Source organism: Ottowia sp. VDI28, assembly GCF_049532675.1.
GTDB lineage: Bacteria > Pseudomonadota > Gammaproteobacteria > Burkholderiales > Burkholderiaceae_C > Ottowia.
In genome coordinates this window covers 1,342,201-1,365,822 of record NZ_CP149820.1, presented here as the reverse complement: position 1 = coordinate 1,365,822, position 23,622 = coordinate 1,342,201, and the positions used below count along the sequence as shown (strand labels likewise).

The 23,622-nt window shown below is 64.3% G+C and carries 24 protein-coding genes and 1 pseudogene; 4 read left to right on the top strand and 21 right to left on the bottom strand.

Features of this window, described 5'->3' with window-relative positions; translation table 11 throughout:
• Positions 1-12 precede the first annotated feature (12 nt).
• From ubiB to WJU18_RS06340, 5 genes are all read right to left on the bottom strand, one after another.
• Positions 13-1,581, bottom strand: coding sequence for a ubiquinone biosynthesis regulatory protein kinase UbiB (ubiB, locus tag WJU18_RS06360; protein ID WP_423459270.1), 1,569 nt, complete (start codon positions 1,579-1,581; stop codon positions 13-15).
• Positions 1,578-2,150, bottom strand: coding sequence for a hypothetical protein (locus WJU18_RS06355; protein WP_423459269.1), 573 nt, complete (start codon positions 2,148-2,150; stop codon positions 1,578-1,580). The genes ubiB and WJU18_RS06355 overlap by 4 nt, the downstream gene beginning before the upstream one ends.
• A 53-nt stretch (positions 2,151-2,203) precedes the next feature.
• On the bottom strand, positions 2,204-3,211 hold the full coding sequence (locus WJU18_RS06350; RefSeq protein ID WP_423459268.1) for a Tim44 domain-containing protein: 1,008 nt from the start codon (positions 3,209-3,211) through the stop codon (positions 2,204-2,206).
• Positions 3,212-3,296: 85 nt separating this feature from the next.
• Entirely contained in the window at positions 3,297-4,031 is a 735-nt protein-coding gene (ubiE, locus tag WJU18_RS06345) for a bifunctional demethylmenaquinone methyltransferase/2-methoxy-6-polyprenyl-1,4-benzoquinol methylase UbiE (RefSeq protein WP_423459267.1), read from the bottom strand.
• 34 nt (positions 4,032-4,065) lie between these two features.
• A complete protein-coding gene (locus tag WJU18_RS06340) occupies positions 4,066-4,482 on the bottom strand; it encodes a gamma-butyrobetaine hydroxylase-like domain-containing protein (RefSeq protein WP_423459266.1) in 417 nt (138 codons plus the stop codon).
• Between the two features lie 102 nt (positions 4,483-4,584).
• On the opposite strand from WJU18_RS06340, the pseudogene WJU18_RS06335 reads away from it, so the two are divergent.
• Positions 4,585-5,646: pseudogene (locus WJU18_RS06335) on the top strand (AI-2E family transporter).
• Between the two features lie 977 nt (positions 5,647-6,623).
• Entirely contained in the window at positions 6,624-7,076 is a 453-nt protein-coding gene (locus WJU18_RS06330; RefSeq protein WP_423459265.1) for a heavy metal-binding domain-containing protein, read from the top strand.
• Between the two features lie 7 nt (positions 7,077-7,083).
• Here the strand turns inward: WJU18_RS06330 and WJU18_RS06325 are convergent, their stop codons facing one another.
• The 14 genes from WJU18_RS06325 to rfbB form a co-directional block, all read right to left on the bottom strand.
• The gene (locus WJU18_RS06325; RefSeq protein ID WP_423459264.1) at positions 7,084-7,479 is read right to left on the bottom strand and encodes a hypothetical protein; all 396 of its coding nucleotides are present in this window, start codon (positions 7,477-7,479) and stop codon (positions 7,084-7,086) included.
• A gap of 55 nt (positions 7,480-7,534) precedes the next feature.
• Positions 7,535-8,302 (bottom strand): glycosyl transferase, encoded by a 768-nt coding sequence (locus WJU18_RS06320; RefSeq protein ID WP_423459263.1) that lies wholly within the window; start codon positions 8,300-8,302, stop codon positions 7,535-7,537.
• Complete coding sequence (rfbC, locus tag WJU18_RS06315; RefSeq protein ID WP_423459262.1) at positions 8,299-8,847, bottom strand: dTDP-4-dehydrorhamnose 3,5-epimerase; 549 nt, start codon at positions 8,845-8,847, stop codon at positions 8,299-8,301. The genes WJU18_RS06320 and rfbC overlap by 4 nt, the downstream gene beginning before the upstream one ends.
• 17 nt (positions 8,848-8,864) lie before the next feature.
• Complete coding sequence (locus WJU18_RS06310) at positions 8,865-9,419, bottom strand: GNAT family N-acetyltransferase (RefSeq protein ID WP_423460949.1); 555 nt, start codon at positions 9,417-9,419, stop codon at positions 8,865-8,867.
• Between the two features lie 2 nt (positions 9,420-9,421).
• On the bottom strand, positions 9,422-11,275 hold the full coding sequence (locus tag WJU18_RS06305; RefSeq protein ID WP_423459261.1) for a hypothetical protein: 1,854 nt from the start codon (positions 11,273-11,275) through the stop codon (positions 9,422-9,424).
• The gene (locus tag WJU18_RS06300; RefSeq protein ID WP_423459260.1) at positions 11,272-11,649 is read right to left on the bottom strand and encodes a GtrA family protein; all 378 of its coding nucleotides are present in this window, start codon (positions 11,647-11,649) and stop codon (positions 11,272-11,274) included. The genes WJU18_RS06305 and WJU18_RS06300 overlap by 4 nt, the downstream gene beginning before the upstream one ends.
• A complete protein-coding gene (locus tag WJU18_RS06295) occupies positions 11,646-12,407 on the bottom strand; it encodes a WxcM-like domain-containing protein (protein ID WP_423459259.1) in 762 nt (253 codons plus the stop codon). The genes WJU18_RS06300 and WJU18_RS06295 overlap by 4 nt, the downstream gene beginning before the upstream one ends.
• On the bottom strand, positions 12,404-13,369 hold the full coding sequence (locus WJU18_RS06290; protein WP_423459258.1) for a glycosyltransferase family 2 protein: 966 nt from the start codon (positions 13,367-13,369) through the stop codon (positions 12,404-12,406). Before WJU18_RS06290 ends, WJU18_RS06295 begins: the two co-directional genes overlap by 4 nt.
• Before the next feature lie 5 nt (positions 13,370-13,374).
• The gene (locus WJU18_RS06285) at positions 13,375-14,490 is read right to left on the bottom strand and encodes a DegT/DnrJ/EryC1/StrS family aminotransferase (protein WP_423459257.1); all 1,116 of its coding nucleotides are present in this window, start codon (positions 14,488-14,490) and stop codon (positions 13,375-13,377) included.
• 8 nt (positions 14,491-14,498) lie between these two features.
• The gene (gene rfbA, locus WJU18_RS06280) at positions 14,499-15,401 is read right to left on the bottom strand and encodes a glucose-1-phosphate thymidylyltransferase RfbA (RefSeq protein ID WP_423459256.1); all 903 of its coding nucleotides are present in this window, start codon (positions 15,399-15,401) and stop codon (positions 14,499-14,501) included.
• Between the two features lie 162 nt (positions 15,402-15,563).
• Complete coding sequence (locus WJU18_RS06275; RefSeq protein ID WP_423460948.1) at positions 15,564-16,688, bottom strand: UDP-N-acetylglucosamine-peptide N-acetylglucosaminyltransferase; 1,125 nt, start codon at positions 16,686-16,688, stop codon at positions 15,564-15,566.
• Complete coding sequence (locus WJU18_RS06270) at positions 16,649-17,374, bottom strand: tetratricopeptide repeat protein (protein WP_423459255.1); 726 nt, start codon at positions 17,372-17,374, stop codon at positions 16,649-16,651. Before WJU18_RS06270 ends, WJU18_RS06275 begins: the two co-directional genes overlap by 40 nt.
• Positions 17,374-18,267, bottom strand: a complete 894-nt coding sequence (rfbD, locus tag WJU18_RS06265; RefSeq protein WP_423459254.1) for a dTDP-4-dehydrorhamnose reductase — start codon at positions 18,265-18,267, stop codon at positions 17,374-17,376. Before rfbD ends, WJU18_RS06270 begins: the two co-directional genes overlap by 1 nt.
• Complete coding sequence (gene rfbB, locus WJU18_RS06260; protein WP_423459253.1) at positions 18,264-19,334, bottom strand: dTDP-glucose 4,6-dehydratase; 1,071 nt, start codon at positions 19,332-19,334, stop codon at positions 18,264-18,266. Before rfbB ends, rfbD begins: the two co-directional genes overlap by 4 nt.
• Positions 19,335-19,523: 189 nt before the next feature.
• On the opposite strand from rfbB, the gene WJU18_RS06255 reads away from it, so the two are divergent.
• Together WJU18_RS06255 and WJU18_RS06250 are read left to right on the top strand one after the other, a co-directional pair.
• On the top strand, positions 19,524-20,537 hold the full coding sequence (locus WJU18_RS06255) for a phasin family protein (RefSeq protein WP_423459252.1): 1,014 nt from the start codon (positions 19,524-19,526) through the stop codon (positions 20,535-20,537).
• A complete protein-coding gene (locus WJU18_RS06250; RefSeq protein ID WP_423459251.1) occupies positions 20,420-21,364 on the top strand; it encodes a DUF3108 domain-containing protein in 945 nt (314 codons plus the stop codon). The genes WJU18_RS06255 and WJU18_RS06250 overlap by 118 nt, the downstream gene beginning before the upstream one ends.
• Before the next feature lie 24 nt (positions 21,365-21,388).
• Here WJU18_RS06250 and efeO read toward each other — a convergent pair whose 3' ends face one another.
• Together efeO and efeB are read right to left on the bottom strand one after the other, a co-directional pair.
• Positions 21,389-22,225: an iron uptake system protein EfeO gene (gene efeO, locus WJU18_RS06245; RefSeq protein WP_423459250.1), complete on the bottom strand. Its 837-nt coding sequence runs from the start codon at positions 22,223-22,225 to the stop codon at positions 21,389-21,391.
• A 55-nt stretch (positions 22,226-22,280) separates the two neighbouring features.
• Entirely contained in the window at positions 22,281-23,621 is a 1,341-nt protein-coding gene (gene efeB / locus WJU18_RS06240; RefSeq protein WP_423459249.1) for an iron uptake transporter deferrochelatase/peroxidase subunit, read from the bottom strand.
• Position 23,622 lies beyond the last annotated feature (1 nt).

Genomic DNA, 23,622 nt, shown 5'->3' with positions numbered 1-23,622 from the left:
GCGCCCATGCTCCTAGAACCACTGCAGCCGCGCAAAAACGAACAGCGCGATCAGGCCAAGCAAGAAGATCGTGCTGACGCTGGCGATGACCTTCAGCAGCCGGTTGGTGCGTTGCTGCTCGGCCACCAGCGCCCGCATCTCGCGCCGCAGATCTTCCGAGGGGCGCTGCGAGAGATAGCCGTGCAGCAGGCGCGGCATGTCGGGCAGCATCTTGGCATAGTAGGGCGCCTGGTCCTTGAGTTCGCGCCACACGCGCTTGGGTCCGACCTGCTCCAGCATCCATTTCTCGAGGAACGGCTTGGCGGTATGCCATAGATCCAGCTCCGGATCCAGTTGGCGGCCCAGGCCTTCGACGTTGAGCAGGGTTTTCTGCAGCAGCACCAGCTGCGGCTGTATCACTACCTGGAAACGCCGCGAGGTCTGGAACAGCCGCATCAGCACCATGCCGAGCGAGATCTCCTTCAACGGGCGGTCGAAATAGGGTTCGCACACGCTGCGGATGGCGGCTTCGAGCTCGTCTACCTGGGTGTCGTGCGGCACCCAGCCGCTTTCGATGTGCAGCTCGGCCACACGCTTGTAATCACGCCGGAAGAAGGCCGTGAAATTCTGCGCGAGATACTCCTTGTCGTACTGCGTCAGCGTGCCAACGATGCCGAAATCAAGCGAGATATAGCGGCCGAAGGTAGTGGGCTCCAGGCTCACCATGATGTTGCCCGGGTGCATGTCGGCATGAAAAAAGCCGTCGCGGAACACCTGGGTAAAGAAGATGGTGACGCCATCGCGCGCCAGCTTGGGGATGTCCACCCCGGCTTCGCGCAGGCGCTCGATCTGGCTGATCGGGACACCCTTCATGCGCTCCATGACCATGACATCGGAGCGGCAATAGTCCCAGAATATCTCCGGAATCATGACCAGGTTCAGCCCAGCCATGTTGCGCCGCAATTGCGCGGCGCTGGCCGCTTCGCGCACGAGATCGAGTTCGTCGTGCAGGTACTTATCGAACTCGCCGACCACCTCACGCGGCTTCAGGCGCTTGCCATCGGCCGAGAGGCCTTCCACCCAGCCGGCCATCATGCGGATCAGATCCAGATCCTTTTCGATCACGCGCTGCATGCCGGGGCGCAGCACCTTGACGGCCACTTCCCGCTCGCGCCCGTTGGCATCGAGCAAAGTGGCAAAGTGCACCTGGGCAATGGACGCGCTGGCGACCGGCACGCGCTCGAAGCTGGTGAATATCTGGTCGATGGGCTGACGGAAGGCGCGCTCGATGGTGGCCACCGCCACCTCGGCCGGGAACGGCGGCACTCTGTCTTGCAGCAGGGCCAGCTCGTCGGCAATGTCGGCGGGCAGGAGATCGCGCCGGGTGGAAAGCACTTGGCCGAACTTCACGAAAATCGGGCCCAACCGCTCCAGTGCCTCGCGCAGACGCTGCCCGCGCGGGGCGGAGAGATCACGCCCGATCGACGCGATGCGCGCAATCAGCCGCAGCCAGGGCTTCTGGAAACTGGTGAGCACCAGTTCGTCGAGCCCATAGCGCAACGCCACCCATGCGATGGTGATGGCTCGAAGCAAACGCCTCATGAATCGGCCTTGCCGGCAGCGGAATCGGTGTCGTGCGGGTTGGTTTCGCGCAGGCCGGCCTTGCTGGCGAACTGCCGCAAGCCTGCGGCGGCGGTGCGCGCCAGGTTCGCCAGGGTATGGGCCGGCGCATCGCCGATCAGGCGCGCCAGGTCTTCCTCAGCATCCCAGCGCACATGGTCGACCAGCCAGTTGACCTCACCGGCGAACTGCACGTCGCCCTCGATGCGGACTGCCGGCCTATCGCCCCGCAGGGCGCCCCTGGCCAGATCCAGGGGGGAGGTATCGGTGATCGTGAGCAGCAGATCAGGGGTGGCGGCGGGCGCCAGCTCCAGCAGGCCAGCCGGTGTGGCCGCCAGCTGCATGGCGAAGTCGCGCCACTGCAGGCGCACCACGCGGCCCTTCTGCCGGATCAGGCGGGCCTGGGCCTCGGGCTCCTGCATCAGGACGTGGTTGAGGAACAGCACCGCACGGTGCTGCATTTCGTCGACGAGCCAGGCCGGAGCCGACAACTTCTCGGTCAACTTGGCGAACGCTTCGGCGAGCAAAGAAAATGGGGACTGTGTTGCCATAGTCCCCATTATCGGTTGAGCAGTGAAGTGTGCGTGGAATGCCCACGCTTACTTCACTGGAGTGCCTGTACGCCTGCCACCAGCCAGCCGCCACGTCCATTCCGCGGCTTGGTCATGTTCCAGACCTCGCGGAAAGGATTGGGCCCGGCCGATTGGTCTTCACGGATCATGCCGCTGAATTCGACGCTGGCCATATAGGCGTCGTCGAGCTCCTCGATGCCGAGCAGTTGGGCTTCGAGCATGTCCACTTCGGTCTTGTTGGCCTGGCCGGGCGCGGTGCGCTCGCGCTCCGCCAACTGGCTCTGGATTTCGGTGAGCATGTCGTCGGTCATCATGGCGCGCAAAGCCGGGATGTCGGAACGGTCCCAGGCGTCTTGCAGGCTGATGAAGTTGCGCTTGGCAGCCTCGGTGAAGCCGGCGATGTCGAAATCAGCCGGCACACCCCAGCTTTGCGACCCAGAAAGACCGGAGGAAATGCCGGAGCCGATGATGGAGCCGCCTGCCGCCGATGAATCAAATTGGGCGGCCTGGCCTTCCCACGGGCGAGCCGAGGCGTCGTTACCGACCTTCGCCGGGCTGTATTGACGCGGCGTCACGGGATTGGCCGCACCGGCCCCAGCCCCTTGATAGGCCATGGAGGTGCCTTGCCCTGCCGACCGGCGGCGCAGCATGTTGAACACGACCACGGCGGCCACGGCCAACAGCGCGATCAGCAGGATGTTGCCGAACGCCGCCCCCAGGCCGAGCGAATGCGCGAGCCATGCCAGGCCCAGGCCGGCGGCGATGCCGCCCAGCATGCTGCCCCAGGGTTTGCGCGCAGCGGCTGCGGCGCCCGCGCCCGCGGCACCTGTTGCACCCGCAGCAGCGGCCCCTTGGCCAGGCTGAGCCGGAGCTGCCGCTGGCGGCGTGGCCTGGCGCTGCGTCACATTGCTGGATTGACGACCCATGGACTTCCCGCCGCCCAGCCGGCGCGCCTCGGCGTCGAAGGTGAAGGCACCACCGACCACCACTGCAGCAAGCAGGACGGTAAAGAGGCGCGTAACGATGGCGGATAGATTCATGCGGTCAGTTCTCCTTTTATTTACGGGGTGTAGTGCCCCGAATGGTTACTTATATGAAAGACAAAGTAAAGATAACCCTTGAAGACTAATCACATTTGATGCCGACATGCAGGGCGACAACCCCGCCTGTCATGTTGTGAAAGTCGACATGGCCAAACCCATTGATCTTCATCAGCGCCTTAAGTTCCCCTTGATCGGGGTGCATGCGGATGGATTCAGCCAGATAGCGGTAACTGTCTTCGTCGCCAGCCACCAATTTGCCCAGGCGGGGCAAAACCTTGAATGAATACAGGTCGTAGGCTTTTTGCAACGGCTTGGCGACGCGAGAGAACTCCAGCACCAGCAGCTTGCCGCCGGTCTTGAGCACGCGGGCCATTTCACGGAGCGCCGCGTCCTTGTGGGTCATGTTGCGCAGACCGAAAGCCACGCTGACGACATCGAAATGGTTGTCCGGGAAGGGCAGCTTCTCGGCATCGCACACGGTGGTGGGCAGGATGACGCCGGCATCCTGCAGACGGTCGCGCCCGGTGCGCAGCATGGCTTCGTTGATGTCGGTGTGCACTACCTGGCCGCGGGCACCCACTTTTTTGGAGAAAGCGAGCGCCAGATCGCCCGTGCCGCCCGCGATGTCCAACACGCGCTGGCCTTCCTTCACGTTGGCCACGGTGACCGTGTAGGCTTTCCAGAGCCGGTGCAGGCCGCCTGACATCAGGTCGTTCATCAGGTCGTAGCGGGTAGCGACTGAATCGAATACGCCGCGCACGCGCCGTGCCTTGTCGCGTTCGTCCACGTCCTGGAAGCCGAAATGGGTGGTCGCCATGTTGGGTTACCGGTAGAAAATCAAAGGGAAGAGGTCAATGATGGCCGCACGCGCCGCCCGCCTTCTGCGGCATGGGCGCATCACGATCCGCGCCGGCAGCGGCCAGGCGGCTTTCATACTCGCGCCAAAGCTCATCCTGGCGCGAACCCAGAAAGTATAGATAGTCCCAGGTATAGATGCCGCTGTCATGGCCATCCGAAAACGTGGGTTGGACGGCATAGTTGCCGACGGGGGCCAACTCGATGATGGTGACCTGGCGTTTGCCGGTCTGCAGCACCTCCTGGCCGGCGCCGTGCCCCTGCACTTCGGCCGAAGGCGAATAGACCCGCATCAGCTCGAAGGGAATACGGAACCGGGCCCCATCGGGCCAGGCCAGCTCGATCATGCGTGACTTGCCGTGCACGACGAGCGTTTCGGGAGCGGGCATGGGGGTGGCGGGATGGCTGGGCATATCTGCGATCTAGGTAAAGGCTAAAGGCTAGGGCGGCTCCCCGATTGTGCCTGCCCACGGCGCGGTGAGGTGCAAGCCCCCTCAGGTTATAGTGAGCGGGCCATGAATACCCCGACCTTGAAACGCGTTGTCTTCCTGCTGCTGCTGACCTTGGTCACCGTGGCGTTCGGATGGGTATTGAAGCCTTTTTCGGCGCCGTATTCTGGGCCGTGACGCTGGCGCTGATGTTCGATCCGATCTATCAGCGCATTCTCCGCGCCGTGTGCGGACGCACCAATCTTTCGGCTCTGATCACCTTGCTGATCTGCCTGGTAATCGTCATTCTGCCGATGGCCCTGGTGACCTCCACGCTGGTCGCGGAAGCCTCGGCCCTGGCGCAGCGGATCAAAGGGGGAACTCAATTTCCGCCTGTACTTCCAGCAGATCCTCTCCGCTCTGCCCCATTGGCTGCTCGACTGGCTGGATCGCCTGGGCCTGTCCAATCTGCAGGGCGTGCTCGACCGCGTTTCAAGCGGATTGGCGCAGGCCGGCCAGGTGTTGGCGTCGAATGCACTGGCGATCGGCCAGAACACGTTCGATTTTCTGGTCAGCTTCGTGATCATGCTGTATCTGCTCTTCTTTCTGCTGCGCGATGGGCGGGATCTGTCGAAGCTGGTGCTCGAATCCGCGCCCATGGAGCGTGACCACACCAGCTACTTGCTGCGCAAGTTCACCACCGTGGTCCGCGCCACCGTGAAGGGCAATGTGGTCGTGGCGGTGGTGCAAGGCGCCTTGGGCGGCCTCGCGTTCTGGGTGCTGGGTATTCACGCGGCGGTGTTCTGGGGCGTGGTCATGGCGCTGCTGTCGCTGTTGCCGGCCGTGGGCGCGGCACTGGTCTGGGTGCCTGTGGCCATTTACCTGATCTCCACCGATGCAGTCCTGCAGGGCGTGGGCCTGATCATCTGGGGGGTACTGGCGATCGGCCTCTCGGACAACCTATTGCGGCCGCTGCTGGTAGGCAAGGACACCAAGATGCCTGATTACCTCGTGCTGGTGAGCACCATCGGCGGCATGTCGCTCTTCGGCCTCAACGGCTTCGTGATCGGGCCGACGATCGCCGCGATGTTCATGGCATTCTGGGCGCTGTTCAACCGGGGGGATGATGAGGCGCTGGAGGGAAATTAGGCCGGAGAGGGGCGATTTCCAATCCGTGCCTTTCAAAGGCTTTGCCATGCAGGGGCTCGTTCGCTCGTAGGGCGAGCATTTATGCCCGCGCGGATGCCTTGCTCCCTCTCCCTTTGGGAGAGGGCCGGGGGGGCCGGCCATCCGGTGAGGGCTTTCACGTCGGTTAATCTGAACAGCCTTCTGCTTCCCAATGACCTTCTGCTGTTTGAATTGCAGTCGGAGGCCGGGATTGCCCCCGGCGGTGCAGTCACCTTCTTTTGCGTCGCCAAAAGAAGGTAACCCAAGAAAAGGCGACCCCACTTCCCGCGTCCCTGCGCTACGCTCCGGGCAGCCTGCGATGCTCGGTCAAGGGGCGGTGCTGCAGAACTCGCTATGTTCACTTCGTTCACGCCGCTCAAACAGCTGCAGCAAACTAGAGCACGAAGCAAGGGCATCTTGCAGTGCCCTTGCCCGCCCCTTGCCCTGCGCTTCTCAGCGCGGGCAGAGGGGACCCGTGGCTCGGGCCATTGCTGCGCTCGGCCCTGGCATCAACAGGCTTCGCTGTCTTACTCCCTCCCCCACTGGGCATAGGTATCTACACATCTTTGGACTTCATCACCGTCATTCCCGGATGGCCGGCCCCCGCTCAGGCGGGAATCCAGGGATAGGAAGCGCGGATACCCAACATGGTTTGCAGTGGGATTGGCAGAATGGGGATGCAACGCGAGTGCTTTTGCTGGCGTAGCGTCACGTAACCCTGGATTCCCGCCTGAGCGGGGGCCGGCCATCCGGGAATGACGGGAAAAGATGTGTAGATACCTATGCCCTCTGGGGGAGAGCTGGAGTGGGGGCTTTCACAGCGCCACGTCCACCCGGCTGTTCCTTTCCCAATCTCCTCATCACAGTGCCCGACAACCTCGGCTCTCCAACAGCCAGTGCTCTTCGCGAGCAGGGATTGCATTCATCTTAAAATGAATTCTTTTTTACTCATTTAAAAAATGAAAAAACAGAATTTCCTCTTGCTGAGTGCCCTGGCTACCCTCGCCATGACCACCGGCTGCGCCTCCTACCGCGTGGAATCCAATATCCCTTCGGATACACAAGTACCGATGCCAGCTAGCGGCATTTCCAGCGAAACGCCCGCCGCCCCGGCGATCAAGGTGATTCCGAGCGCAGCCATCAGCAAGGAAAGCCGCAACAAGGTGTTGATTTCGGAAGACTCGCTGCCCGGCAAGAAATACAAGGAAGTCGGACCGGTTGAAGTCAGCGTCAAGAAGCTGACGATATTCCACAAAGATCCAACCAAAGAGCAAGCTGACGAAGCGCTCAAGGACAAAGCCGCCGCCATTGCGGCGGATGCCGTGGTCAATGTGACCTACAAAAGTGGCGTCGGCCTGACAACCTGGGGCTACATGGACGCCAAGGGCACGGCCGTCAAATTCGAAGAATAATCAGCTGTCAGCTTGTGCTTCCGCAAGGCTTCAGGCTGATCTCCATGCAATCCGAAGCACAACTGCCCTCTGCCTTGGCCTGCGGCGCTGGCGCGGGGCGATGCAGCACGGCCCGCTGAGGCCGGATGTGCAGTTGCTCGCCCACCATCCGGGCCTCGCCGTCGACGATGAGTGAGTAATCGTCGTCTTTCACGGGCGGCCACACCAGGCCCACGGCCGCGCGCTCTTCGGCGTTGGCCCGCGTGCGCCGGCCCGCACCCGCAATCACCAGTTCGCCCTCCTGCAAAGCCGGGCTGACCGCCACCGCATGCGGTGCGCCCTGAGAACCGGCCGTCATCAAATAGGCATAGCGGTAGCGTGCCAGCGTTTCCGCCAACCCGGACAGCTCCACTGGGATACTCATGGTGTCACCTCCGTCAATTGAGCGATTCAAGGCGTACATGTAGGGTGTACACGCCCTACGAGTTTAGCCAGTCTCGATAGGGAGCGGAACGCCATAGCCTCCCCAGGCTGGCCAGGTGCCAGACCAGATGGCGGAAGTTCCTGTGGCTTGCGCGCTGGGCGGCGTGTTCAACCACGGCATCGTCCGCACGCAGAAGACCCCAGCCGGCCAGTTGCAGGCGTAGGCAAAGGTCGACGTCTTCGCAATACATGTGATAGCGCTCGTCGAAGCCGCCGATCTGCTCGTACGCTTCGCGCCGCAGCAGCAGGCAGGCGGCATTGACCCAGTCCGGCTTGGCTCCGGGAGCCACCTCTCGCCTGCGCCCGCCCAAGTATCTCGCCAGCAGGCGCCGCGGCGTGGGCAGCAGGCGTTCGCTGTCGCTCGGAACACCCGTGGAATCCACCTGCCTCGGATACACGGCGCCGGCCTGCGGGTTCTGCAGAAGGACTTGCGCCATGGCGGCCAGCGGGTTGCCGCGCAGATGCAGGTCCGGATTGAACACCGCGAAAGCTTCGCTGGCGCCCAAGGCCGCGTCGCGGGCGAAGGCGCAGTTATGGTTGGCACCGAAGCCGAGCGGGCTGGGGTTTTCCGTCAGAATCAGCTCGAAAGGAAAGGCTTGCGGCTGCAAGGCGCCCGCCAGTTCGGATTCCGGCTGATTGAGCGTGAGCAGAACGCGGCGCAGGACGAAACCAGAGCCGCTACCCGCCAGTGCGCCCAGCTCCTTGAGCAACACCAGCACCTCCTGGCCGTGGCCATGGCTGACAAGTGAAACCGTGATATTCACACTGCTGCGCTAAAGCTTTGGCCGGCGCGGTCCTTGTCGGACAGAATGGGTTCGGTGATGCCATGCGCAGCCAGCGGCCATTCGATGCCGATCGCGGGATCGTTCCAGGCGATGCAGCGCTCATGCTGGGGGGCGTAGTAGTCGGTCGTCTTGTAGAGGAAATCAGCCGTGTCGCTGAGCACCACGAAACCGTGCGCCAGGCCGGCAGGCACCCAGAACTGGCGATGGTTGTCGCCCGTCAGTTCCACGCCGGCCCAGCGGCCGAAGGTGGGAGAGCCTTTGCGGATATCGACCGCCACATCGAACACGGCGCCTTGCGTGACGCGGACCAGCTTGCCCTGCGGCTGTTCGATCTGATAGTGCAGGCCGCGCAGCACCCCTTTTCGGCTGCGGCTTTGGTTGTCCTGCACAAACTCCGGATCCACCCCCGTGGCTGCCGCGAAGACGCGGCGGTTGTAGCTTTCCATGAAAAAGCCGCGTGAATCGCCGAACAGCTTGGGTTCGAGAATGAAAACGCCTTCGATGGCGGTAGGAATAGCCTGCATGTTTTCAAGAAGATCGGTTAAGACCTGTATTGGATGCCGCCTGGCAGGTATCTGCGGTAGCGGTGCAATGATTGAAGGATGTTCTCATGGCTGAGGCTGTACTGGATCTGCCCCCCGGCGTGGCCCACCCGCACGGCGCCAAAATTCTCATGGAAGCGGGATACGGGCAGGTTACCGTCCTGCACTTCGAAGTGCGCCGAGGTAAACCCAAGATCCAGCGCGTACCGGTAGACCATCAACGCCGACTCAATGGCCGCGAAAGACGGCGCGCCCGGCTCGAGCATCCACGAGCCCCAGCAGAAGGAATCTCCCTGGGCATCGTACAGCCGCACCGTGCCGAGTGGCTGGGCATCGGCCAGCGTCTCGATGATGAAATAGGCTTGGCCTTGATCCGTGGCGTAGCGTTCCAGCCATTGGCGCTGATCATCGAGCACAGGCGAGGTGGCCGACATATGGCGGTTGCGCGCGGGATCATGGCGCAGGCTGAAGATGAAGGCCGCGTCGGCCTCCACCGCGTTGCGCAAACGCAGTTTGCTGCCCTCGATGGAGGCTGCCTTGCGAATGGCTGCCATCGTCACGGCCTCTGCAACCCACAGCCCACGCGCACATCGTCGACCAGAAAGCGCGCATCGCCCTGCACCGGATCGATCCGAAGCACGGGCGCGAAACCTTGCGGGCTTTCCAGCGCGAAACGCAGTTCCACCGGCACGTCTGCATTGGCGGCCACAGGACCGCGGCTCGACAGCGATTCGGAGAACCCTTCCGTGCCTGCCGGGCGGTAAAACACCTGCGCGAAACTGGCTTTGTCGCTGCGCACACGCACCCGCACATCGAGCACGCGGCAATGCGCATAGGCCCCGGCGTCGGTACTTTCGATCAGCAACTGCGGATCAGCCTCGCCCTTGCGCCAGCCGCTGCCGACCGCATCGGCATCGTGCCAGGCCACCCCTGCCTGCGCCCCGGGCGCGCCCTCGAACAGCCAGTGCCGGGGCGGCTCGTGCCCGACCAGTGGGAAGTATTTGGTGAAAGAGGCGCCGATCTCCCGCGCATGCACGTAGGCCGGCGTCCAATCCGTCCAGCCCGGCAGCCCGAACTCGGGGCACATGATGGGGCCCCCTGAGCCCAGTTGCTGGCTCATGCAGCGAATGGTGGCCGCGCGGGCCTGCGCGCCCTGCTTGTAATACGTGCCGATATCGAACACGCCGCGCGCACCAGCCAAACCCCAGCCGAGCACCAGCACGGCCACCGCAATGAATGCGCCCGCGCGGCGCTGCCCCTTGCGCCACATCAGCAGCAGCGCCGCTACGGTCCAGGGGAACAGCAGCGTGATCCAGAAAAAATGAAAACGCTGGTAGGCAAACTGGAAAACGTCCGGCAAGCTCTGGATGGAAGCGTCCCGAAAGCCTGCCCGCCCAAAAGCGACCAGGCCCAGATACACCGCGACGGCTCCCGCCATGGGCAGGTAGACGCAGGACAGGCGGTCGACGGATGTCCTGCCTGAGGTGCCTTCAGGGGAGGTATCGCGCACGGCAAGGCGCTTGATGAACAGCAGGCACACTGCGGCCAGCACGCCCCCCAGCGCCAAGGCAAATGCCAGCTCCTTGCCGGTACCTTGAAATGCCGAGCCGAAGCTCCTGCCGACCTTGCCCAGCAGGTAGGCCCAGAAATCGGGGTGCACCGGCAACCGGACGGGGAATGATTCTGAGCGGTCGCTGCCGCCGACCATGCGCGTGGCGTAGTACTGGAAAGCCGTGGTGGCCAATCCAGCCAGCAGCAGGGCCGCGCTGCCGTAACGCACCCTGGTTTTGAGCGCCGCCTCTCCCTCCAGTGGGAAGAAGCAAATGCGCAGCAGCAAGAGACCGCCCATCACCACCGCAGCCACTGCGCCGGAGATATAGGAAAGGCCCGCCAGCAAGCCCAGCAGCGCCACCACGCCGCACAGCGCAAGCGTGCCCAGCCGGCTGGCGGTGATCACATGGAGGGCCGCCAACAGGAACAGCAGCGGCAGCGCCTGGTGATAGGCCAGGTTCTGCTCCCCCCAATAGGTGGAGGCCTGGAGCATGAAGACCGTGAACGCAAAGGCCACCGCACGCACCAGCCGGTCGGCCACAGCCCATTCCAGCAGTTTCCATTGCAGCCAGAGCAGCCCGCCGAGCACCACCAGCATCGACAACAGCTGATAGGCCACCGTATTGCCGTCAAGCCAGCGCTGGGCCAGGGTGTCGAGCGCGAAGCCCACCGGCGACATGGTGTTGTTGACCACCTGGAACAGACGCGCCACGCTGAATGACTCGATATCGCCCGACGCATAGGCACGCCAATCATCGAAGAACGGAAAATCCGTGCCCCAGCGCAGCCAGGCCAGCGCATTGGCGGCCAGCATCAGCACCGGAACGATCCAGCACAGGCGAAGCAGCGCATTTCTCATGGCCGCCTTCCGCTCGAAAAAATCCAGCGCTGCACCACGAACATGAGCGGCACGCATACGGTCACGGCAGCCAGTGCCGCCAGTTCGGGCGGGCCGTGCAGCACCTTGACCCAAACCTCCACGATCACGAGCCCCAAGGCCAATTGCATCAAATGGCTGGCCGCCACCCAGACCTGCGAAAACCGCCTGCCGGGCGCCCGGAACACGGCAAAGCGCATCAGCAGGTAGGACAAGGCAATGCCGGCGACGAAAGAAGTGACGTAGGCCACGCGGTAGCTGGTCACCTGCAGCAAGGCCAGATACAGCAGATAGCCGAAGGCCGTGTTGGCGGCCCCGGCCAGCAGATAGCGCGGCAGTGTGGAAAGCAGGCTCACGCGGTTTCTTGGCGTGCCACGTTCGCCAGATGCTGAAACTCGGCGTAATCGCGGATGTAGTCTTGCGGCTCGTAGGGGTCGGAGGCCAGCACCATCAGCACGGCATCCTCGGAGTAGCCATACTGAATGCCCCAGGTCATGGGCGGCAGGTACAAACCGAGGTGGGGGCGGTCCAGCCAGAACTCTTCGCGCCGCTCTCCGTCATCGGCGACGACGCGCAAGCGGCCGGTTACGGCCACCAGGAACTGCGCGCAGCGCCGGTGGGCATGCTCGCCGCGGATCTGCTGATTGGGCACCGCATACACCCAGAAGCAGCGGCGCGGCACGAAGGGAAGATTGGCATCAAACTCGGCCGCGCAGAGGAAACCCCGCATGTCCTGCACCTCGCGCAGATGATGCAGTTGCACGCCACGCACCACGCTGGCGCTGACACCAGGGGCGGCTTGAGCCGCCGAACCTGCCAGCGCCTCGGCGGAATACGGCAGGCGTGCCGGCGCATCGACGTAGCCCGTAATCACGGCTGGGTGTCCCTGCACCACCGCATTGGAGGGCACATCGCGCGTGACCACCGCGCCCGGATCCACTTGCGCGTACTCGCCGATGCGCACACCGGGCGCCACCACGGCCCCCTCACCCACGCGCGCGCCCTTGCCGAGAGTGGCGCCCGCGGCCACGCAGGCGAGCGCGCCGACCTGCACGCCCGCGCCGACCTGGTCTGCCAGCACAACCGCTGAAGGGTGGATCATCTTGTCAGTCATGGTGTGCTGCGCGCGTGTTCGGCTGCCTGGAAGTGTTGCACCGTCAAGGCGACAGCCTGAGGGCGTTGCTTGGTATTTTCGTAGGCCCGCCAGGCGTAGGCGCCCACGATGCCCAAGCTGAGCAGATTCAGCGCGCCGAAGAAAAGGATGGCCACGATCGTCATGGCGTAGCCCGGCACGGCAATCAGCCCCAGCAGGCGGCCTGCCACCGCGGTGCCCCCCAGCGCCAGCGCGGCCAGCACCCCCAAGGTGCCCACCAGCAACAGCCAGCGGATGGGCAGATCAGTGAACGAAAACACGCTGTCGGCGAGATACGCCACTTTCTTGCGCCATGTCCAGGCGGAAGTGCCGTGCTCGCGTGCGCGCCGCTCATAGGGAACCTCCGCCCGGCGGAAGCCAAGCCAGAAGATCTGCGCGATCAGCGAGCTCCTGCTCTCCTCGAGTGCCAGCAGCGCATCGCGGAAAGCGCGGTTGCAAGCGAAGATATCGACCCCGCCTGGCGGCATGTCCGGTACCACCCAGCGCCGGTAGCAGGCCCAGAAGATCCGTGCCTGCCACCGTTGCAGCAGCGGATCGCCGCGCGCCGCGCGTACGCCTACCACGACATCGGTGTCCTTCTCATCGAGCACGCGGAACATCTCCGGCACCAACTCTGGCGGCTCCTGCAAATCAGCAGCCATCACGGCAAATTTCGTCCCTGTGGCGTGTGCCAGGCCCATACGAACTGCCGAGAAAGCCCCGAAATTACGTGAGAGCAACACCAGCGTGGCTGCAAAAGGGTAATCCGGCAATTGCTGGCGCAGCAACTCATAGCAGCGGTCAGGACTGCCATCGATCACGAAAATCACTTCCAACCGGCCATTCAGGCTGGCATCGAGCTGGTGCAGCGCCGCCAGCAGATCAGGCAGGGAATCCTCGTTCCTGTAGACGGGAATGATGAGGCTGAGGTCGCGGGCGCTCATGATGCTCAAGCCACGCGCTCATGAAAATCGGCCACGACGGAGATCACCTGCTCCACCTGACTGTCGGTCATGCCCAGGAAACAAGGGAGCGAAAGCACCTGCGCGCAGGCCGCTTCGGTGAGAGGCAAGCGCACACCAGCGCAGGCGTCTGCCACTACCGGCTGGCGGTGATCAGGCAGCGGATAGTGCACGTCGCTCGCGATCCCCTGGGCCGAGAGGTGCGCACGCAAGGCCTCGCGCTGGGTGCTGCGAACCACATACAGGTGCGCCACATAATCCTCGCCCTGCGCCAGCGGCGCCTGCAGCGGCAGCCCGGCGAAAGCCGCGCCATAGCGCGCGGCAATGGCGCGGCGGCGCGCGTTGGCTTCATCCAGCAGGGGCAGCTTGGCCTCCAGCACCGCGGCTTGCAGCTCATCTAGGCGGCTGTTGCGCCCGCCTTCGTGAACCACTTCATACTTGGTGCCCCAGCCATATTGGCGCAAGGCGCGCAGGCGAGCGGCCAGCGCATCGTCCGTAGTTACCAGCGCCCCTCCGTCACCCAAAGCCCCCAGGTTCTTGGTGGGGTAAAAGCTGAAGCAGCCGATATCGCCCCACGCACCTGCCTGCCGCCCATCGCGGCGGGCGCCGTGGGCCTGCGCGCAGTCTTCGATCAAGGGAACACCGGCGGCCTTGCACTGCGCCGCGATGGCCGGCATGTCGGCCAGTTGGCCATACATGTGCGTCACCACCACGGCATGCAGCCGCTGCCCGGCCAGGGCCTCGGCCAGCACCGCGGGAGCCAGGGTGAGCATGGCGTCGTCAATTTCGGCGTACACCGGCTCGGCGCCCACAGCGCGTATCGCCGTGCTGGCGTAAAACCCCGCATTCGCCACGGTGAGCACGCGCTGGCCGGGGCCCAGCCCCAAGCCTCGCAGCGCGAGCTCCAGGGCATCGGTTCCGTTGGCCACGCCAATGGCATGGCGCACCCCCACATAAGCGGCAAAGGCCTCCTCGAAGGCCTGCACGCGCGGGCCGAGCATGTAGCGCTGGCTGTCCACCACGCTGCGCAGCAGCGCGGGCAAATCCAGCCCCTGCGCGGCCGAAGCGGCGCAAAACAGGGGGACCGTGATGGGAGCGGGCACGGCCGGCATCAGGCGCGCCCGCCGGCGGGGGAAGATTCGCTCAGCAGTTGCAGCAGGTACTGCCCGTAGCCGCTCTTGGCCAGCGGCTGCGCCAGGCGTTCGAGCTGTTCGGCATCGATGAAGCCCCGGCGCCACGCGATTTCCTCGGGGCTGGCGATTTTCAGGCCCTGGCGGTGCTCCAGCGTGGCGATGAACTGGCCTGCTTCGAGCAAGCTCTCGTGCGTGCCGGTATCAAGCCATGCATAGCCGCGCTGCATGATCTGCACGCTCAACTGGCCGCGCTGCAGATAGGCATCATTGACCGCAGTAATTTCAAGCTCGCCGCGCGCGCTGGGCTTGACGGCCTTGGCGATGTCCACCACCTCGCTGTCGTAGAAATAAAGACCCGTGACCGCGTAGTTGGACTTCGGCTTCGCCGGCTTTTCCTCGATGGAAACGGCCTTACCCTGGGCATCGAAGGCCACGACGCCGTAGCGCTCCGGATCCTGTACGTGATAGGCGAAGACCGTGGCGCCCGCGGCCTGCGCGTCGGCCCGCGCCAGCAGGGTTTCGATATCGTGGCCGTAGAAGATGTTGTCGCCCAGCACCAGGGCGCTCGGCGCGCCTCCGACGAACTGCTCGCCAATGATGAAGGCCTGTGCCAGGCCGTCCGGACTGGGTTGCACCGCGTACTGCAGATTCATGCCCCATTGCCCGCCATCGCCCAGCAGTTGCTGGAAGCGCGGCGTGTCCTGCGGCGTGCTGATGACCAGAATGTCGCGGATGCCGGCCAGCATGAGCGTGGCCAACGGGTAGTAGATCATCGGCTTGTCATACACCGGCAGCAGTTGCTTGCTGATGGCCAGCGTGGCCGGATGCAGGCGGGTACCGGAGCCGCCCGCGAGGATGATGCCTTTACGTTGCGCAGCCATGGCTTACCTGGTCTCCTGCAAGATGCGATGTGGTTTTCGAATGTTCATGCGTATGCGTATTGGCTTACTGGCGTATCGGGCCTTGATGCCCGCAGGCGACAGGCAGGCCGCCCCTCCAGGCCATACCCGATAGTGTAGGGGCGGCCCCGGGGGGTATTTCAACTATGGTGATCTTATGTACCCAGGCAGTTCGGCCACAGCGAAGGCTTTCGGCGGCAAGCCTTGCCGCCAGCAATCATGCATGTGTTCAAAAGCCATTTCGATATCGCCGGCAAAGCGGGCCGCATCGAACAGCGGCGCGCTGACGCGGGCAGCGCGCAGATGGGCACGAAGCTGCTCCCTGTAGGCGGCATCCTGTGCAATCCGCAGCGCCAGCGCACGGTAGCCCTCGAGATTTTCAGCTACCAACTCCGGCAAGCCCACGGCACGCAGCAGGCTGGCCGCCACGCGGCCAGCAAAAGCCTGCCCCCGGCAAGTCACCACGGGCACGCCCGTCCACAAGGCATCGCTGCTCGTGGTGTGGGCATTCACAGGCAAATTGTCCAGCAGGACACCTGCATGGGCGTGCCGGGCGAGATGCAGGTCCGGAGGAACCCGCCGAGCGAACACCAGCCTTTCAGGCGCCACGCCGCAAGCCGCTGCTTCCGCGCGCAGATTCTGCTGGGTCGCGGGGTGTTCGCACACCAGCCAGAGCACGCTGCCCTGCACCTGATTCAGCAAATCCATCCAGACGCGAAAAAACTCGCGCCGGATCTTATAAGGGCTATTGAACGCCGCGAACACAAAGCCCTGGGCCGGCAGGCCTTCGTCGGCCCGGCTGGGCACATGCGCAGCCATGGCACGCTGGCTATCGTTCACCTGGTAGCTGTGCGGCATCTGCACGATCCGCTCGCTGTAATGCCCGGCCGCCTCAAAAGGCGTCACCGTGGCATCGCCAATGATGTAGTCGTACACGGCTACGCCCATCGTGCCCGGATAGCCCAGATAGTTGACAATGACGGGCGCGGGCTTGTTCAGAAAAAGCTCCGGCTTGGCCAGCATCGTATGGCCTTTCAGATCCACCGCGACATCGATCTCGGCCGCACGCATGCGCGCCACGATCTGGACGCTATCTTGCCCCCGCACGTCCCAGAACTGATCGAACGCCCGCATAAGTCGGCGGCGCATCCGGGAGCCATCATCCGGTCCCCAGGAAATCCCGGTCAACTCGAAACGGCGGCGGTCATGGCGCTCGAAAAGCTCCGCCGTCAGGTGAGCGGTGGCGTGGTCATGAAAGTCCGCCGACAGATAGGCGATCCGGATGCGTTCGTGGCGGGAGCGGTGGCCGCTGGCGATGGGTTGCGGGGGCCAGCCCCCTGCCAGCTCTTCTCCGCGGCGCGCCGGTGGAGGGCCGGATCGTCGGCCAAGGCCAGCGCCACAAACGGCAGCGGCAAGTGGCCCCGATCGCGCACAGCTTGCCTGAAGCGCTCCAGGGCATCCCAGTCGCAAAGCTGCTGGGCCACGTTCCATTGTTCTCCCAAGATCAGGGCCGATGTAGGTTCATCATTGCAAAGCGCTTGCGCCTTGGCCAGTGAATCACGCGCCCGGCTCCAGTCATACTGGCGCTGCATCGCCCCTGCATGCACGTACCAGCTCCTGGCGGACTGTGGCGCCAGGGCAATGGCCCGCTGGGCGGCACTCAAGGCGCCCCCGTCGTCCCCCACTGACCAGCAGGCCTGTGCGAGGCCTTGCCAGGCCGTCGCATCCTCCGGCCGCACGGCAAGGCTGCGCCGGTAAAAATCGATGGCCTGTACGAACTGGCCGCGGCTAGCCGCCACGCTGGCAGCCAGGTGCAGCGCCAGCGGATGCCCCGGCACCTGGGCAATGACACCCTGGTAGATCCGCTCAGCCGCCGTCCAGTCACCCGCCTTCTGCAGCGCCGCGCCTTCGAGAAGCTGCCGGTGCAGCGCCATCATGTCGGGCTGGGGACTCATCAGAGAATTTCAGCGAGCATCCGCTCCACCCCCTGCTGCCAGGGCGGCAACATCAGTCCAAAGGTGGCTTGCAGGCGCTGCGTGTCCAGGCGTGAATTGCGTGGGCGCGGCGCCGGCAACGGGAAAGCTTCGGTCAGCACCGGAGCGATCTCTTTCACCGCCAACGCCAGGGAAGGCGACACGGTTCTGGCGAAGCTCAGCACATGCTTGGCATAGGCGCACCAGGTGGTGAAACCGCTGGCCGCCAGGTGATAGGTGCCCGCATCTTGCGGTTGTACCCGCAGGTGCCGGATGGCGTGGGCGGTGACATCCGCGATCAGCTCGGCACCGGTGGGGGCGCCCCACTGATCGTCGATCACGGTGAGGCGCTCGCGCTCGGCGCCCAGGCGGAGCATGGTCCTGGCGAAATTGCCGCCGCGCGCGGCATAAACCCAACTGGTACGAAAGATCAGATGCTGGCAGCCACTGGCGCGAATGGCCTGCTCGCCCGCCAGTTTGCTGCGGCCATAGACGCTCAAGGGGCCGGTGGCCGCATCTTCCCGCCATGGCAAGATACCGCTGCCATCGAACACGTAGTCCGTGCTGTAGTGCACGAGCGTGGCCCCCAGGGCGGCGGCCTCGCGCGCCAGCACGGCGGGCGCCTCTGCGTTCAGCCGCTGCGCCAGATCGGGCTCGCTCTCGGCCTTGTCCACAGCGGTATGGGCCGCGGCATTGACGATTACCTCGGGGCGCAAGGCCCGCACGGTGGCGGCAAGGCCTTCCAGATCGGCCAGATCGCCGCACAGGCCATCCGCTCCATGGCGATCGAGCGCCGTCAGCCGTCCCAGCGGCGCCAGGGCCCGCTGCAACTCCCAGCCGACCTGCCCGTTCTTGCCCAGCAGCAAAATACTCAAGCTGGGCCCCCCGCGCCGTATTGAGCCGCCACCCACTCCCGGTAGGCGCCGCTTTGCACATTCTTCACCCACTCAGGGTTGGCCAGATACCACTGCACCGTCTTGCGGATGCCGGTCTCGAATGTCTCGGCCGGCTTCCAGCCCAGATCGCGCTCGATCTTGCGGGCATCGATGGCATAGCGGCGGTCGTGGCCAGGGCGATCGGTCACATGGGTGATCTGGGTCCGGTAGCTTTGCTTGTCGGCACGGGGAGAAAGCTCGTCGAGCAGGTCGCAGACGATGTGCACGATGCTCAGGTTGGCCTTCTCGTTCCAGCCGCCCACGTTGTAGGTCTCGCCCACGCGTCCGGCTTCGAGCACCCGCCGGATGGCGCTGCAGTGGTCTTTCACGTAGAGCCAGTCGCGCACCTGCTGGCCGTCGCCGTAGACCGGCAGCGGCTTGCCGGCCAGGGCATTGACGATCATCAGCGGAATCAGCTTCTCTGGAAAGTGATACGGGCCGTAATTGTTGGAGCAATTGGTGGTGAGCACCGGCAACCCGTGCGTATGGTGCCAGGCGCGCACCAGGTGGTCGCTGGCGGCTTTGCTGGCCGAATAGGGGCTGTTGGGCTCGTAGACATGGTCTTCGGCAAAAGCCGGGGCCTCGGGCGCCAGGGAGCCGTAGACCTCGTCCGTGGAGACGTGCAGAAACCGGAATGCCGCCTTCTCGCGCTCGGCCAGGCCGCCAAAATAGCCGCGCGCGGCCTCGAGCAGGCGGAAGGTGCCCACGATGTTGGTGGCGATGAAGTCCTCGGCCCCATGGATGGAGCGGTCCACGTGGCTTTCCGCGGCGAAATTCACGATGGCGCGCGGGCGGTGCTCCTGCAGCAGGCGGGTGAGCAAAGCCGTGTCGCCAATGTCGCCTTGCACGAAAAGGTGTCCGGCATGGCCTTGAAGCCCGGCCAGATTTCCCAGGTTGCCCGCGTAGGTCAGTTTGTCGAGGTTGACCACCGGTTCATCGCTGCCGGCCAACCAGTCAAGCACGAAGTTGGCGCCGATGAATCCGGCGCCGCCGGTCACGAGAATCATGAATGAGCCTTCTGCTGCAGACGTTTTCAATCTGCGAGTCCTATAGAAGCGAACAATTATTTCACGATCCGCCAACGACCCAAGCAAGGCCGGGGAGCCATAATTGAGGGCTTGCGATGCAAGCGTTGCTTGCGGCCCCTTTCGCGTCGGGCGGCTGCAGTTTTCGATAGGCGCGCAGGAGAATCCGCCATGGTCACGAAAAAATCAGCCTCCTCCACCGGCCCCGCCCCTGAAGACGGCGCCGCGCCTGGTGCAGACGATGCCGCGCGCCACAACATCTGGCTGGCGGGCCTGGGCGCCTTCGCCAAGGCGCAGGCCGAGGGGACCAAAGCTTTCGAATCCCTGGTGAGCGAAGGCATTGCGCTTCAGCGTAGAACCCATGCCATGGCCCAGGAGCGCATCAACGAAGCCACGCAGCAAATGGAAGAACTGGCGGCGCGGGCCAGCAACGTGGCCACGGACCGCTGGGACAAGATCGAAGGCATTTTCGAGCAGCGCGTGGCACGGGCCTTGGCCCGGCTGGGGATCCCATCAGCGGCTGACCTGGAAAGCCTCTCGGAACGGCTCGATGCCATCGAGCATGCTCTGCAGCAGCGCCCCAAAGCCGATGCCCAGGCACCGGCCAGCCCTGCCGCTCAACGCCCTGTGCGCCCCGCGCGCAAAAAGAATAATCCGCCGCCCGGCGATCACGCTCTCACTGGCTTACCCTTGGCTGCTGCTACTTTCCCTTCCTCCCCAAAAGCTTCCCCGCAGCGCCGACTGATGCTGTGCACCGCCCTGGTGCTGGCTGCGCATGCGCTCTTGATTCTGGGTCTGCCGCACTGGGGCACCACCGGACGCCCCGGGCTGGCCACCGGCACGCTGGTCACCCGCATCGTCGGGCCCAAAACGCCCGAGCCGGCACAGGAGGCCGCGCAGCCTGCGCCCCCCGCGCCACCTCAGCCAAAAACGGAAACACCCCCGAGCCCCCGGCGGCGCCCAAGCCCAGCAAGCCTGAGCCCGCGCCCGAGCGCCCGGCCGTGCCCAAGAAACCAAGGCCCACGACGGCCCCTGCCGAGCCGAAACCGGAAACATCCGACACCAGCGTGCCGAAGCCCCCTGCCGCCGGCGGCGCCGCAGGCACCCCTGGCAATGGCGCCGACCAGGAGCCCTCCATTCTGGCTGGCCCGCCCCCACCGCAGTTCGCCCCCTTCCCGCCCGTGACGCCCATTGCCATCCGGCCGACCGACGAGGACAACCGCCAAATCCGCGCCAGCATCAAAAGCGCCGGCGACGCGCCCGCCCAAGTACCGCATCCAGCCGAGGTGATCTACAAGTCTGTAGGCACCATCGGCGGCATTCCGATCGACATGCCTTCCAGGCTGACCTGGCGGCACGACGGCACCTACTACGAAAGCAAGTGGATCATCTACCACGTCAAGGCGGGTGAACAATCGCTTTATTCCGACGGATTGGTCACGCCACAGGGCTTGGCGCCGCTCAACGCCATGTATCGCACCAAAGGCGATCAGAAGATGAACTTCGATCACGCCGGCGAGCGCCTGCTTGCCGCGCCAAAGACGCCGCCGCGATCATTAAAGCCTCAGGAAACGGCCTCGGCTCCGCAGACTCAGGACACCCCGGTCATCCAGGAAATCAAGATGCCACCCGGCACGCAGGACCGGCTGAGTCTGATCATGCAACTGGCCGCTCTACTGGCCGGGGAGCCCGGACGCTATCCCGTGGGCACGACGATCACCCTGCCGGTGGCCATTCAGAACCCGCCCTCGGTATTGGAGTGGTCGTTTGTGGTCGGCGAAGAGGAAGTCGTGCCAGGCATGATCAACGGCAAACCGTTGAAAACCATTCACCTGACGCACGAATCCACCGGCGAGACCGACACCAGGATGGAACTGTGGCTCGCTCCGGCGCTGGAATACCTGCCCGCACGCATCCGTACGGCGGAAGCCAACGGGGACACGGTCGACTATGCGGTGCACCAGGCCTTTGGAACGGATGTGATCCGCTCGCTGCCGGATTCACCGCGCTAAGGCGCCATATTCCGGCGCCGCCGATCAGTTCAAGCCCAGCATGCCCCGCAACTTGGACAGATCCTCGGCAAGCGTATTGACACGGCCAGCCAGAAGCTTGCGATCGCGCTCGGTGAGTTTGGAATAAGTCTCGAAACCGCCGTCCGCCGCGCGGTATTTGGCCAGGGTGTCGAAGACCACCTTGAAGTTCGCATCGTTCTTGTCCGAGAAGGCCTTGCTCTCCTTCACGACCAGGGGGCGCAGCAGTTCCACGATCTTGTAGGCGCCCTCGAAATTGGCCTGGAAATCCCAGAGGTCGGTGTGGCTGTACCGGTTCTCTTCCCCGGAAATCTTCGTGGCGGCCACTTCTTCCATCAGCACGGCCGCCCCGCCCACCACTTTCTCGGGCGGAAAGGTGAGCGTGCCCAGGCGTTTTTGCAACTCGAGCACGTCAGCCAGCAGCTTGTCGGCGGTCTTGCCGACCTCCTTGGTGTTCTTTTGCACCCACAGCGCGTATTCGATGCGGTGAAAGCCGCCGAACCCCGGGTCCTTCTCGGCCTTCTCATGGTCATCAGCGCGCGAGTCGATGGCGCTGTCCATGTCGCTGAAGAGTTCGGCCACCGGCTCGATCTTCTCGTAACTGGTGCGCGTGGGTGCGTACAGCTTCTTGGCCTTTTCCACATCGCCGGCCTTCACGGCGGCCACGAAAACGCGTGTATCGGCCACCAGCTTGCGCACGTTCTCCGAGACGTAGATTTTGTATTCGGCGATGGGCGCGACCAGTTCGAGAGGCGATACGGCCGCCTGGGCCACTCCCGTGCCGAAGCCGGCAGCGAGGGCCGCCACAGAGACGAGAAAGCGGCGGCGAATTTGCGCGGACATGATGCTCCTTCTATAACAATACGGTCATGAATGCTTGGGGCGGCGGCACGGCCTCTCAGGCGGAAGCCTCGATCAGCGTGCGGCCGAGCCAATCGCGCTCGCTCCGCACGCCGGGCAGCGTGAAGAAGAAACCGCCCCCAATGGGCTTGATGTACTCTTCCAACGGCTCGCCGTCCAGGCGTTTCTGTACGGTGATGAACCCCTTTTCCAGATCGGCCTGGTAACAGATGAACAGCAGCCCCATCTCCAGCTGGCCTGACTTGGTCACGCCGTTGGAATAGTTGAAAGGCCGCCGCAAGATCAGGTTGGCCTCGGATGCATGCGTACGCGGATTGGCCAGGCGGATGTGCGCATCCATCGGCGTCCGCTTGCCCTCTGGATCCTTGGCGTAGTCCGGCACGTCGTGCTCGGTACGGCCACCATCCATCGGCGCACCGGTGGGCTTGATGCGGCCCATGATGGCTTCCTGCTCCTGCAGCGGCGTGCGGTCCCAGCGTTCGACAAAATTGCGGATGATGCGCACGGCCTGATAGGTGCCGCTGCGCGTCCAGGCCGGCTCCCCGGCATCGTCGGCGCCAATCCAGACCAGCGAGTCCATCAGCTTCACGTTGCCGGAGTCAGGATTGGCGGAGCCATCGCGAAAACCCAGAAAATTGCGCGCGCTTTCGGCGGGCTGGCCCGGCACGGCCGGGATCGGCGGCACGCTGCCTTCCTGTTTCCAATGCAGCACCAGCAGATCTGGCGTGTTCTTGATGATGTCGCGCAGCGCGTGGATATTGGTATCAGGGGTATTGGCGCAGAACTGGATCGACAGATCGCCGTGGCATAGCGCGGCATCCAGCGCATCATTGGGATGCCGCTGCATCTGCTGCAAGCGCAGGGGTTTCACTTTCGCGAGACCAAAGCGTTCATCGAAAAGCGAATGGCCCACCGATACCGTCACCGTGAGCGCATCAGGCTGAACCACGGGCCCCAGGATGCCGGATCCGGCGGGAGGCAGCTTGGGATCAGGATCAGCCTGGGGGCCGCCTTGGGTCAGAAAGGCAATACGTTCGGTGAGCGTGCGGAACAGGCGCTCAAGATCCTTGCGGTTCTCGGCGAGCACGAAAAAGGACGCGATCATGCCCGCCGTCGGGCGCGGCGTCGTCACCCCTGCCTGGTGAGCACCCAGATAGGGAACACGGTCTTGCGTGTGGACGCTCGTGGGCGCATCTGTGACCTGCGCACCTGCCTCCGCGGGCGCCTGCGCCGCAACGCCACGGCCCGGCGCCGCCAGGCCAGCGGCCAGCGCCGCGCCCGCGGCCCCCAGCCCGCCCAGCATGCGGCGGCGGTGCGGCGACGAAAGCAATGGTTCCGAAGGCTGCGCGCCGGAGGAAATACCTTGGGTTGTCTTCATG

Bases quoted from the DNA above. Each gene is read 5' to 3' on its own strand.
- ubiB (WP_423459270.1), bottom strand. From the start codon at position 1,581: ATGAGGCGTTTGCTTCGAGCCATCACCATCGCATGGGTGGCGTTGCGC.
- WJU18_RS06355 (WP_423459269.1), bottom strand. From the start codon at position 2,150: ATGGCAACACAGTCCCCATTTTCTTTGCTCGCCGAAGCGTTCGCCAAG.
- WJU18_RS06350 (WP_423459268.1), bottom strand. From the start codon at position 3,211: ATGAATCTATCCGCCATCGTTACGCGCCTCTTTACCGTCCTGCTTGCT.
- ubiE (WP_423459267.1), bottom strand. From the start codon at position 4,031: ATGGCGACCACCCATTTCGGCTTCCAGGACGTGGACGAACGCGACAAG.
- WJU18_RS06340 (WP_423459266.1), bottom strand. From the start codon at position 4,482: ATGCCCAGCCATCCCGCCACCCCCATGCCCGCTCCCGAAACGCTCGTC.
- WJU18_RS06330 (WP_423459265.1), top strand. From the start codon at position 6,624: ATGAAAAAACAGAATTTCCTCTTGCTGAGTGCCCTGGCTACCCTCGCC.
- WJU18_RS06325 (WP_423459264.1), bottom strand. From the start codon at position 7,479: ATGAGTATCCCAGTGGAGCTGTCCGGGTTGGCGGAAACGCTGGCACGC.
- rfbC (WP_423459262.1), bottom strand. From the start codon at position 8,847: ATGCAGGCTATTCCTACCGCCATCGAAGGCGTTTTCATTCTCGAACCC.
- WJU18_RS06310 (WP_423460949.1), bottom strand. From the start codon at position 9,419: ATGGCAGCCATTCGCAAGGCAGCCTCCATCGAGGGCAGCAAACTGCGT.
- WJU18_RS06305 (WP_423459261.1), bottom strand. From the start codon at position 11,275: ATGAGAAATGCGCTGCTTCGCCTGTGCTGGATCGTTCCGGTGCTGATG.
- WJU18_RS06295 (WP_423459259.1), bottom strand. From the start codon at position 12,407: ATGACTGACAAGATGATCCACCCTTCAGCGGTTGTGCTGGCAGACCAG.
- WJU18_RS06290 (WP_423459258.1), bottom strand. From the start codon at position 13,369: ATGAGCGCCCGCGACCTCAGCCTCATCATTCCCGTCTACAGGAACGAG.
- rfbA (WP_423459256.1), bottom strand. From the start codon at position 15,401: ATGGCTGCGCAACGTAAAGGCATCATCCTCGCGGGCGGCTCCGGTACC.
- WJU18_RS06270 (WP_423459255.1), bottom strand. From the start codon at position 17,374: ATGAGTCCCCAGCCCGACATGATGGCGCTGCACCGGCAGCTTCTCGAA.
- rfbB (WP_423459253.1), bottom strand. From the start codon at position 19,334: ATGATTCTCGTGACCGGCGGCGCCGGATTCATCGGCGCCAACTTCGTG.
- WJU18_RS06255 (WP_423459252.1), top strand. From the start codon at position 19,524: ATGGTCACGAAAAAATCAGCCTCCTCCACCGGCCCCGCCCCTGAAGAC.
- efeO (WP_423459250.1), bottom strand. From the start codon at position 22,225: ATGTCCGCGCAAATTCGCCGCCGCTTTCTCGTCTCTGTGGCGGCCCTC.
- efeB (WP_423459249.1), bottom strand. From the start codon at position 23,621: ATGAAGACAACCCAAGGTATTTCCTCCGGCGCGCAGCCTTCGGAACCA.